At 44.9% G+C, this 11,947-nt stretch carries 8 protein-coding genes; 3 read left to right on the top strand and 5 right to left on the bottom strand.

Annotation, left to right across the window (positions count from 1 at the left end; genetic code table 11):
- Positions 1-2 precede the first annotated feature (2 nt).
- The 5 genes from IRJ16_RS00040 to IRJ16_RS00020 form a co-directional block, all read right to left on the bottom strand.
- A complete protein-coding gene (locus IRJ16_RS00040) occupies positions 3-863 on the bottom strand; it encodes an SdiA-regulated domain-containing protein (protein ID WP_194109468.1) in 861 nt (286 codons plus the stop codon).
- Entirely contained in the window at positions 860-2,896 is a 2,037-nt protein-coding gene (ppk1, locus tag IRJ16_RS00035; RefSeq protein WP_194109467.1) for a polyphosphate kinase 1, read from the bottom strand. The genes IRJ16_RS00040 and ppk1 overlap by 4 nt, the downstream gene beginning before the upstream one ends.
- 6 nt (positions 2,897-2,902) lie before the next feature.
- Positions 2,903-4,147 (bottom strand): Pycsar system effector family protein, encoded by a 1,245-nt coding sequence (locus tag IRJ16_RS00030; RefSeq protein WP_194109466.1) that lies wholly within the window; start codon positions 4,145-4,147, stop codon positions 2,903-2,905.
- 156 nt (positions 4,148-4,303) lie between these two features.
- Positions 4,304-5,788: a glycoside hydrolase family 76 protein gene (locus tag IRJ16_RS00025; protein WP_194109465.1), complete on the bottom strand. Its 1,485-nt coding sequence runs from the start codon at positions 5,786-5,788 to the stop codon at positions 4,304-4,306.
- Positions 5,789-5,948: 160 nt separating this feature from the next.
- On the bottom strand, positions 5,949-8,183 hold the full coding sequence (locus tag IRJ16_RS00020; protein ID WP_194109464.1) for a glycoside hydrolase family 2 protein: 2,235 nt from the start codon (positions 8,181-8,183) through the stop codon (positions 5,949-5,951).
- Positions 8,184-8,368: 185 nt separating this feature from the next.
- Between IRJ16_RS00020 and IRJ16_RS00015 the strand changes: the two genes are divergently transcribed.
- From IRJ16_RS00015 to IRJ16_RS00005, 3 genes are all read left to right on the top strand, one after another.
- Complete coding sequence (locus IRJ16_RS00015; protein WP_194109463.1) at positions 8,369-9,880, top strand: NHL repeat-containing protein; 1,512 nt, start codon at positions 8,369-8,371, stop codon at positions 9,878-9,880.
- Between the two features lie 194 nt (positions 9,881-10,074).
- Positions 10,075-10,941: a hypothetical protein gene (locus tag IRJ16_RS00010; RefSeq protein WP_194109462.1), complete on the top strand. Its 867-nt coding sequence runs from the start codon at positions 10,075-10,077 to the stop codon at positions 10,939-10,941.
- Between the two features lie 22 nt (positions 10,942-10,963).
- Positions 10,964-11,728, top strand: a complete 765-nt coding sequence (locus IRJ16_RS00005) for a hypothetical protein (RefSeq protein ID WP_194109461.1) — start codon at positions 10,964-10,966, stop codon at positions 11,726-11,728.
- Positions 11,729-11,947 lie beyond the last annotated feature (219 nt).

The following is an 11,947-nucleotide window of genomic DNA, read 5'->3' as shown; positions in this document are numbered from 1 at the left end:
TATTATTTTTGATAATTGAATTTCAATACATTACCTGGTGTTATTTCATCCCCTTCGTTAGATATATATAGGTTTTGCGCGCTATCAAATGCCATGCCCTCGGGCTGGTTAAACAACGACGGATCTAATACGTAAACCCCTTTTACCTTCCAGTTCTCATCTGCGATCACCAGTGCTTTGTTCACAGACGAAAGTATGAACCATTCTCCCGTCTTATTGTTTTTGGTAATTGCTGATGGGCGGAAAGTAAGTTTCTTTTGTCCCGTTATATCGGTGATCTGTTTAATATCGATGCTAAATTCGCCCGTCTGTTGCAGGCCGCCATCTGGGGTCAGGGCCATGATGTAGCCACTGGTAGTTTTGTTGTGCTTATCTGCCGAGCAGCTTTTGCAAAGCACGTAGACCCTATTGGTCTTCGCATCCGCGTACATGCCTTCATACTCGCCTTTAGGTAACGCTTTATCTATCTTGGTCACGCTGTCAACCTTGGGCAATTTCACCTGATCAAGCGGGAAGACAAAGAAAGTAGCATCGCTCCGCATCATGATCAACTTACTGTTCAAGACAGCGATGTCCTCATAATCTCCGTCCTTGCCAAATTCGGTATGTTGGATGTCTTTCTCGCCAAGCTTAAAGTAATATACACGGCCTGTTTCGTCCTCTTCGGCATAGAGCAGATCATCCTTACCGTTTTGGAAGGCGATACCTGATATCTCCGTCAGGCGTTCAGGCATATTATATTTTACGGGCTTGGTAAGATCGTAGCCGGTTGGACTTTTAAATGGCCGGCTGTCCTCGCAAGATATGCCAGCGAAGCTGAACAGCGAAAGGGTGAATATGGACAGGCGACTTGAGATCTTCATAACGGTAGTTTCTTTTCTTTTAAATAGGTATAAATATCTTTTTGCGAATGGACGAGGGGTGCGGTCTTGTCTACCGGGACATTCTCTATCTGCTCATTCAACCATACGGCTTGTACGTTATCCTGTAGCTGAAGGTTCATGATGTCTATCAGTTCGTGCTTGATCGGCTCATCATAAACAGGGAAGCAAACCTCTATCCGGCGATAAACATTTCTGTTCATCCAATCTGCCGATCCCATGTAAACCTCCGGCTGTCCACCGTTATGGAATATGAACATCCGCCCATGCTCCAGATATTTGTCAACAATACGTTTGACAGTAATGTTTTCGCTCAGTCCTTTTATTCCGGGGCGCAAGCAACAGATACTCCGTACCAGCATATCTATCTTAACACCCGCTTGCGATGCTTCGTAAAGCTTATCGATCAATTTACGCTCTTCCAAATTATTAAGTTTGATCTTGATCGACGCGGGTTTTCCGGCCTTGGCATTAGCGATCTCCTTATCGATCAACTCAAAGAACCGCGTTTGCAAATTGAACTGTGCTACCAGTAAGTGCTTAAACTTGATCAGATCTGCCGACTTTGGCTTTTCGCGACGGGACAGGAAGATGAACAGCAACTCTATCTCGCGCAGGATATCGCCGTTGGAGGTGATCAAAATATGGTCGGTATAAAAAGACGCCGTACTCTCATTGAAATTGCCGGTGGCCAACAAGCCGTAATATTTAACGCGCTCGCCCGATCGCTTTTTCACCAAAGCCACTTTAGCATGCACTTTAAGGGCCGTAATACTGTAGATCACATCCACCCCGGCCGACTTCATTTTTTTGGCCCATTTAAGGTTGTTGGCTTCATCAAAACGAGCCTTCAGCTCCACCAATACGGTCACTTTTTTACCGGCCTTAGCGGCGTTTATAAGCGCGTTAACGATGCGCGAATCGCTGGCTACACGATATAGGGTCACATAGATCTCGGTCACATCTTCATCCAGAGCGGCCTCGTTAAAAAAACGCAGGATGGTACCGTAGGAACTATACGGCGTATTGATCAGCTGATCATGCTTTTCGATGCGCTCGAATATCGATTCCCTTGGATCTGTTGGGTTATAAATGATGGGCGGCCACGGCTCGTATTTTAACGCAGGGATACTTACCGGCAAACCAAAAAGGTCTTTTAGGTTATGATAGGTGCCACCTTCTACTCTGCTATCGTCGGCAATGTTCCATATATCGCTTAACAGATGCAAAGTGCGCAAAGGCATCCCGGGCTGATAAAGGAAACGTGTAGCAATTCCCGAATCTCGCTTGAGTAATTGTGCTTCGATCTGTTCGGACAGGTCGCCGGGATATTCGTCTTTCAGATCCAGCTCCGCATCGCGGGTGATCTTGAATGACCAGGAACCGATGACCTTTTCAGTCTTAAATAGCTTATCAAGATTATATCGGATCACATCATCAATAAAGACAATGTAGGTGATACCCTCTTTTACCACATTAAAAAAGCGGGGTAGTTTATCAGATGGGATATTCACCACCACTGCCCGTTCTGAACTACCTTCGCGAAGCAGGACTAACAAATAAAGTGAGTTATTCTCAGGAAAGAAATCATTATCGAATGACAGATCGACCGGACTTAAAAAAGCCATCACCTGACTGAAGAAATAATCTTCCACTTCGTCGACGATAACTTCGGGAATGGCCTCGTTGACGAGCAATCGCACATTATTAGCAGCAAGCCCCGGAATAACCTGCTCCCGAACGATCTTGCCATATAGTTCCTGTTGTGTTTGTATGGTCTGCCGGGCCTGGCTGACCAATGTATCCGGATCAGGGCCACTAAGTTTCCCTAAGCGGGAAAGCGCGGCAAGTACAGGCATCCGAACGCGATAGAACTCATCCAGATTAGAGGAGAATATCGCCAGGAAATTGACACGCTCTAACAACGGCACATCCCCGCGGGCAGCCTCTTGCAGGATACGGCCATTAAAAGACAGCCAGCTTAGGTCCCTGTCAAAATATTTATGATCGGTCATAACCTTTTAACGGGCAACAGCTACGTTGTTACTGTGAATGATAGACGAGATGATAAACGCAGCCACCGCAATGATCAGCCCGAACATGAAGATGTTATAGGCAGCCCTGAGGAAGCGGTATTTACGACCCAGCACTACACCTTGCGAATACACATCTTTTATAAGCGTGCCGTAAAGGAAATCGGTATCGTTCATTACTTTGATCATCCCTTGGGTATAATCAGCCAGCGGCATGCGGTAAAAGTTACCGAAGAATAACAGGTTAACCGTTTTATCCTCCACATCCTGATGATTGAACGTGCCCTCGGGAATAGAAGGACGTGTCGCCAGGATAGAGAATATCATAGATAACAAACTAATGGTCAGTAAAATAAAGCTTGGGATCGCTAAAAACGCGTTCTCGTCCAACTTCTTCAACACCAAACTAATGATAGCCGAAAGGATGATCGAGTTTACGGTGATCAGGATATGAGCCTTACTATCGGCCATATCACTCAGGCGCTGGTTATTGGCCGATGTAATACGGAACATGGTCTCGATGCCTTTCTCTGGCCGGTCCTTTTTGCTTTTATCTTTTACAGGTCCACTTAACACCGCTTCGCCATTCTCATCCTTCATCAATATGGGTGATACCGGTCTATCTTTCTCGGGCTTTGTTTCTGTTTGTTTGTCTTTCAATTTCTGCAAATTCTTTTCCTGCTGATCAGTCAGTTGCAACTGGGCGTAATCTGTAAAATAGCGGTGACCGCCCAATAATTCGATGTTCTTTTCGCGCCAGCGGTCTTTGTCGATATCGGCGTGTTTAAAAAGCTCAAACTCTCTACGCAGGGTTTTGCTTTTGCTCTTAAAATCAGACATACCCAAATGAAAAAGGTCGGCATCGCAAATGATCTGTTGTAGCAAGCCTTCGGGCTTTTGTGGCATTTTGGTGGCTATGATGCAGCCCTTTACCTTATCAAGGATAGCCTGCGGTACTTGCTTGCCTTTCAGAAAGTCATCGGCTATCACAGCGCTCTGATCTTCGTGCTCGGCACGGTTAACAAAATAGCCTGTATCGTGGAACCAGGCGGCTGATAACAGGACGAAAAAATCCTCATCATTCAGTTGGTAATGATTGGCCATGCGGGTGGTTATGGCCACAACATCCTTAGTGTGCGCAAGATCGTGATAGACCAGGTCATCATCGTGATGGGTGTTAAAATAGCCCAGCACGTATTGTTTTACCTCTTCTAAAAGCTGTTGAAAATTCATTTATAAAGCAGATAGGTTTCACCAAATGTACCCCAATATTTTTTAAGATGTGACATAGCAACGTTAAAAAAACATAAGGTCCGACACAGAGGTTACAAAACAAAAAAGCCCCCTTTTGTTTGAGGGGGCTTAGTTTATGATCGGGACGATCGAATATTATTTTGCGCCCGCGAACGGCAATGTGTTCACCATCAGCGATACCATAGTAGATGTGCTGAACGGCGCACTTTTCTGCGAGATAACTTCGGGTGTACGGGTGCCCCAATTAGTTAAGGTGACACCTTTGCTGTTGCGGTTATTGTAGGCAACTTTAGCATTCAGTTTCAGCCATTCTACCAAGTCGTCCTTCTTGGTCTCGGCAGTGTACATGCGGGCGTAGCGAGCGAAAATGCCTTTAAAACCGGGCAGGTCGTTACCGCCTTCCTCGTTATTCATCACGCCGCCTTTATACATCTCGTCGCGGCAATATTTGGCTATACGTTCAGCTTCTTCTAAATAGGTGTACTCTTTGGTATGGTTATAAAGCATCACCGCTGCGCCAAGGAATGTTCCCTGATTGTAGGTCGAACTCCAAAAACTGAACTTCAGCTTACCGGTCTTTTTATCCAGATCCACATTGTCAGACACTTTACCTGTTGCAGCGTTAAACAGGTATATTTTAGACCAATTATACAATGCCACTGCCTTATCGTAATATGTGTTATCACCGGTGGCTTTGGCCAGATAGCATGCCGCCACAGATGCAGGGCCTTCTATACAAGCATTCTTTGATGTTTTGCCTACATACCATAGCAAACCGCCGCCATAAGCGTTGGTGAACGCGCGGGCGTACATTTTATCATATTGGGTTTTGGCTTGGTCCAGGTACCTTTTATCGCCCGTCATATTGTAACCACGTACGCTGAATAGCACTGCCCAGGCAATGTCATCGTTAAAATCGTTATGCTGCCAATCCGTTTTGTGGCGGGCAATGAAGTTGTTGTACAGTGTCTCGAACTTGGTTTTATAACGTTCATCCTTAGTGACGTCGTACGCATCAAGAACGATCTCCAGCATTTCGGCCTGATCCCAAAAGCCCCGTTGTTTTTCCAATTTTTGGCCATCGTACCAATCGTCAAAAGCTTTGGCTACGGTTTTAGCATTAAGTGCCTCAGCCTGCGGTTGGATTTGCTCGAAGGCCCATTTCTGCTTCGGATCGGACACGGTAGTGGCGATGCTTACTTTAGAGCCATCGGCAGTATTGCCGCCTACCAGCTCAAGTGATAATTTATTATCGGTAGCGGGCTGTAATATATAAGCACCACCAGTTTTTTTGATGATCCATTTAACGTCTTCTGTTTTAGTATCTGATAGTTGGTCTACCGACGACGCCTCCGTTTTAGCATGCAGTAATTTACCGCTGCCAACATTGGTCAGCGTGTAAACGTTCTTGCCGGCACTGTTTATGATCCAACGTTGCGCGTCAGACCCCGTATTCGTCCAGGTGTTTACAGTCGCGCCGTCCTCGAGTGATGAGTTCGCTACGTCGAGCAATTTATCGCTTGATAAGGACTTGATAGTGTAAACCGACGCCGACTTGATCTGAGCGAACCCAATATTCGATATCAATAACGACGCTGCTAAGAAGTAAAGTTTTTTCATTAAGTGATGTTGAGTTTTGATGTCGCCTAAATATCGTGTAATAAATACACCTATGCGGTCATGTTTTGAAGTTGTTACAAAAAATAAGAGGCTCAATTTGAGCCTCTTATTTTTATTATTCAGGGTTGCTACTTCCGCAAACGATTGCAGTGATGTCTTATCATTTCTTACTGATCACTGATAACCCAGCATCGATATATTGGCCGCCCTGTTTTTGGGCGCAATGAATAGCCATCACATTTTTACCATTGGCGATCAATGCGGCCTGGGCCTCTTTGCTCATTTTAATGGTGGTGTAGCTGGAGGTATAATTTTTCGCCGTCGCTGCTTTTACGCCATTGATATACACATCGGCATCCTCATCGTGGTGCATGTACAGTACGATCTCGTCGCGGTTGATGCCTTTAAGGTCGCCTAAGGTAAACTCCTGACGAAGCCAGATATCGTTGCTGTTCCAAACCGTTTTAACATTTGCACCCGGGGTGAATGATGTACCAAAGCCGGCCTGACCACTTTTCCAAGACGCATCAGCAAAGTTGGTTTTCTCCCAGCCATCAGCAGGTTTATCAAAAGTGTATTTCCAGGTACGGGCATTCACTTGCGACGATGGCAACACCTCGCGTAAATAAATATGGTCATTAATAGCTTTAAGGTTAGATGCACGGATCTTCTCTACCGAACCTTTGATCACTTCGCGGTCATAGGTGAGCAAGCCGTTCAATTCTATCTCCACATCGGTTATCTCGGTGTAGACAGCTGCGCTTAAACCCTGACTGGTTTTATACATGGTCAGGTCGGTAGCGAACCTGTCGTACATATCCAGATAATCCTGCTCGTTATTGATCATGATGTAAGTCGGGCCAACTTTCCAGGTGTGGTTAGGGATCACAAAGCCGATGCCACCGTACTCGCCGCAAGCCAGTGCCTGTAACTTACTCGATGGAACAGCAGGTGGCGGATAAGCATGCACATCCAACACATCGCCAACACCATGGTGGTTACCACCGCTGGCTTGGTTAACCAAACGTGACGGGTCTAACCTCTTGACCATATCCACCAACTCAGGCGTGTTATGTTGCGCCTGCGCTTCGTTAAACACTACCCATGATATGATCGACGGCGAGTTCCAATGCGTTTTAACCAATCGCTCCAATTCTGACTTAAAGGCTTCTTTCTCTACCGGCGGTACTTTCTCGGTATAAGAGTTTGGCGACGGCATATCCTGCCAAACCAACAAACCTAATTTGTCGGCCCAATAGTACCAGCGGTACGGCTCAACCTTAATGTGTTTACGCACCATGTTAAAGCCGAAAGCTTTGGTCATTTCCAGATCGTATCTCAAAGCGGCATCTGTAGGCGCGGTGTAACCGCCATCAGGCCAAAAGCCCTGATCTAACGGACCTATCTGAAACAAGAATTTATTGTTCAGATACATTTTTTTAAAGCCCCCATCTTCGGCAATAGCGATCTTACGCATACCAAAGTAGCTGTCTACCGCATCTAAAATTTTGTTATCACTACCCAATACAGACACTTTCATATCGTATAAGAAAGGGACATCAGGTGACCATAGCTTAGCGTTTTTAACCGGCACCGATATTTCTTTATTAGCGTAGGCAATGCTGCTGCTTATAGGTTTGCCTGCATCAGTTACTGCAACCGATACTTGAGTTTTATCAGGCGCGCCCGGAATGCTGACCGTGATCTTTACCAAACCTTTATCAACATCAGGCACGATCTTTAACTCGCTGATGCCAACCTTAGGCACAGGCTCCAACCAAACGGTTTGCCAAATACCGGTAACCGACTGGTACATAATACCCTGCGGGTTCAAGGTTTGCTTACCCCGCGGGTAGCCACCTTTGTCGGTGGGGTCGTACACACGTACGGCGATATCCTGATCACCCTCTCCTACTATTTGCTCGGTAATATCGTAAGTGAACGGATCGTAACCGCCGGTATGTTTGCCCAAGCTTTTGCCGTTCACAAAAACTTCAGACTCATAGTCTACCGCGCCGAAATGTACCAGCACGCGCTGATCCTTCCAGTTGGCAGGCACTTTAAATTTACGATGGTACCAGATACTCTCGTGATGTTCCATCACGCCCGATAACGCCGACTCGACCGCGAACGGTACCAAGATCTTGCTTTTGAACGGCCCTTTGGGTAAGGCTTCATTCTTGTTTGCGGCGGGTTGGTAGTCCCACAGTCCATTCAGGTTAATCCATTCCTTACGCACCATTTGCGGGCGCGGATATTCGGGCAGTACATGGTTGGGATCCACGTCCTTAGCAAATTTGCTCATAAGCAAGGCTTTTTTTGGCTGCCACTGTTGCGCAAACAACAGCGCAGGCAAAGCACCAAAAGCCAGTAATAATAGTTTTGAAGGTTTCATTGAGGTGGTTAATGTAATGAGATGCGAGTATAAGGATAAAACCGCATATTTTTTTTTATCAGGCAATAGTTAGGATCTGCCCGAACATTTATAAACAGATGCTTTAACAGTTTGAAAAATGATCTTTTGATTTGCTATTATTAATAGTATTTTGTATATTTGTTATACAAAACCTTAGCGCATTCATGAAACACATTTACTTCCTGTCTTTGATCATTTTAACGTGCCTTATTTCAGCATGCTCAACCAAGACAGACCCCGTACCGACCAATACTGTTAAAACTAATACACCTACTACTCCTACCACCCCAACAACACCTACTACTCCAACAACGCCTACCACCCCGACCACACCCACAACGCCGACCGTGCCGGTAAACTGGCTGAACAACTACTATCCGACCAGGGTATTTAAAAATGGTAATGTTGGCCGTGGCCTTAAAACCGATGCAGCGGGGAACATCTATATAGCCGGCTATTTTTCGGGCACTATCTATGGTGATCCGCTAACTAAACAATTTCCTTTAAGTACAGTAGAAAATTACGGATTGTATATCATTAAAATTTCGCCGGACGGAAAACACATCTGGAGCAGGTCTGTCACGGGCGTTTTTAACGAACAATATTGTACCATGAACCTTGACGCCGCTGGTAATGTTTATATCGGTGCTTCATTTAAGGGTAACGTTAATTTTGGGAACAATAAAGTAGAATACGGCAACGGCCCTTCGGTATATTCGGGGTTAATAGCCAAGTTTGACAATAATGGCAATTACGTTTGGTCAACCGCGCTGCGCGATCAGGACTGGTTATATTTTCATGATCTGGCGATAGACGCATCCGGCAACGTGTATGCGGTCGGTAATTACGAGTCGCTTAAAATGGTCAATTATCCGTTATCGTTGCCGGCCAGTGTTGGCGGCACACAATTATTTGTGGCCAAGTACGATAGTAACGGTAACAACCTTTGGGGCTTGCCTTTTTTTGGCGCTGTAAATACGCTCATCAACAGCTGTGTTACGATAGATAAGGACAATAACCTGGTGCTGGCGGTTACGGCAAAAGGCAATTTCGGTTATTATGATATCGATAAAAAGTACACCACACTGTATTACGAAGGCAGATCTACCATGCTTACTAAGATCACCGGAGCTGGCAGATATGTATGGCTTAAAAGATTAACAGAGGTGGATCTGAGCAGGGTGACCGAGATCGTTTCATCGGCTGATGGCAATATTTATTTATCAGGCCAGTACAACCCGTCGGGTTCTATAAGTTATGATACCTACATCAAAATGGCGCCAAGCGGCGACTTTAATTGGATAAAAAAGGTGCCTTCTACCCTGGGATATAAAAATGGTATCGCTCTTAATTCGGCTAACGAGGTTTTTGCCACAGGTACTTTTCTATCTACTGTCACGATAGATGGACTATCAACGACGTCTACTTCGATGCAGAGTACGTACCTTTTAAAAATGACCAACCTTAAGGGAACGGCCATCTGGCTCAAAAGCTTATCGGCGGATGCGACTACGCATATCATCACCGGGCATCACGTGGCCAGTCAGCCCAATGGTAAGATCATTTTGTCGGGAACTTATTCGGGATCTATCAATAAGATATTAGACCCTGCTACCAAAGTCACCGGATCTTCTAATTATACCCAGCTTTATTTAACTCAATTCACAGATAAATAAGTGGCAAGATCAGGATATCTTTATAAGGAAACTCCTTGGTAATGGGAGCGAATGCTATGAGCAAATGATCGGGTATGTTAGCAAAGGGTGTTTTAGGAGATAATTTTCGCATAGATATTTGAACGATGGGTTAAACCATTTTTGATCATTTCTGTCTATCATAAGTTCAACTTAATAAAACCAATTATCACGTTATGAGAAAACTTGCCCTGCTGTTTGCGGTGTTGTCGGTTTCGGCAGTTGCTAAAGCGCAAAAACCTGTATCGATCAAGTTAAAATATCTGCCCAAACACACTTACAACGTTACCGTTAAACGCTTAGCCAGTACCGACTTTTTAGCCATCAAAGATCCTACTAAGCCACAGGATCCGGGCGCAGATGCAACGCCGCCGCGTATGGTGATGGAGATAGACACGCGGATAGTGGCTTCTATCAATACCGCAAACGCTACACCAGCCCATACCTTCCCCGCGACTATTTTGTGCAACGAGCATTCTTTAAGATCGACCATTAACGGATCAGAACGCCCGGGTTCGGGACAGAACGCCGTACCGATCGGCCAAACCGTTAACGGAACGATAAACGAACTGGGAAAAGTGGAGATAGATACATTGGCCTTCGGCAAAGCGATATCTGATGCTATTAGTGAAGCGACCCGAGGAATAGAGGCAATAGATCTGCCGACCAAGTCGATGAAGATAGGCGATACTTTTACACGGGATGTAAATACGATGACCTTTGACCTGACAAGTTTTGGAGCTAACAATGATACACCTGTAAAAATGACCTACAAACTTTCGTCGGTAAAGAATAATATGGCTTACTTTGATATATCGTCGGCCTACACTATCGACCTGGAAAAACAACCACAAGGGCACAAAGTTGTTGTTAAAGGCAGGGGTAGCGGCTCCGGAGTAATGATATTTGACCTGCAAAAAGGTTATCCAAAGTCGATAGTAGACAAAACGGATCTTACTTTTGATGTAGATATGGATGCAGACAAACTAAAGATAGTAATGGCGTTGAACAATAACTATCAATACACAGTAAAAGCTAACTGAAACCTGATCGTAACTACTCCATATGAACCGACCGGCATTATACAAATACTCGATCATTCAACGAGTGATATTAGTGTCGGTCATGGTCTTGTTCGCAAACACGGCATTTAGCCAGCGTATCCCGGGTATTGTATTGGTAGATAAGAAACCCGTTATTGGCGCCACCATCCGGGACCTGAATGCCAAATTCTCTGTTATAAGTGATAAGGATGGCAAATTCGCCGCCAAGTTTAAAGAAGGTGATAGCATCCTGACAAGTTACGTGGGATCAAAAACTGACACGACAATATTTAAGGGGCAACCGTCATTAGCTATTCGTTTGGAACCTGAATCGAACGTATTAAAGCAAGTGGTGATCAAAGACCACAAGTTGAGTCCGCTCGAAAAATTGAAGAATAAACAAGAGGAATACCGACAGATATACCGCAAGGGTAACGACAGGATCCTAACCAGCGTTGGTTTTGGTTTTGCTGTAAGCATAGATGGCATTTACAGCGCGCTAAGTAAAGAAGGCAAAGATGCCAGGCGATTGCAAAAGGTCTTTGTTAAAGATTACGAAAGTTCGGTCGTAGACAGCAGGTTCACCAAAAGCCTGGTGGCCGAAACTACTGGGTATCAGGGCAAGCAATTGGATACATTTTACTTTGACACCCGCCCGGATTACCAATTCATTAAAAGCGCATCCGATTACGATATCATTCAATACATCCAAAAAAAGGCTAAAGAATATATATTCCCGAAGGATAGCGCCGCTGTGAACGCTGTTGCATCTCCTGCTAAGCAATAGATCATCCAATTTCAAGCTCTTATATTAACAAACAGGCTAAACATAAAAGGCCCGAACCACATACACAGTTCGAGCCTTTTTTATTCAAAAGTTGTAACGTCCTAAAATAGGTTGACACAAAAAGTGTTAACAAATGAAAGAACAGGAAGTTAAGGGTTATCAAAGAAAGACCCAAAAAGATTACAGTTTAGCTTTTAAACTGGAGATCGTAGATGCTGT

The organism is Mucilaginibacter myungsuensis (assembly GCF_015222005.1).
Lineage (GTDB): Bacteria > Bacteroidota > Bacteroidia > Sphingobacteriales > Sphingobacteriaceae > Mucilaginibacter > Mucilaginibacter myungsuensis.
The sequence above is the reverse complement of the archived record's forward strand: the minus strand, read 5'-3'. Positions and strand labels throughout refer to the sequence as shown.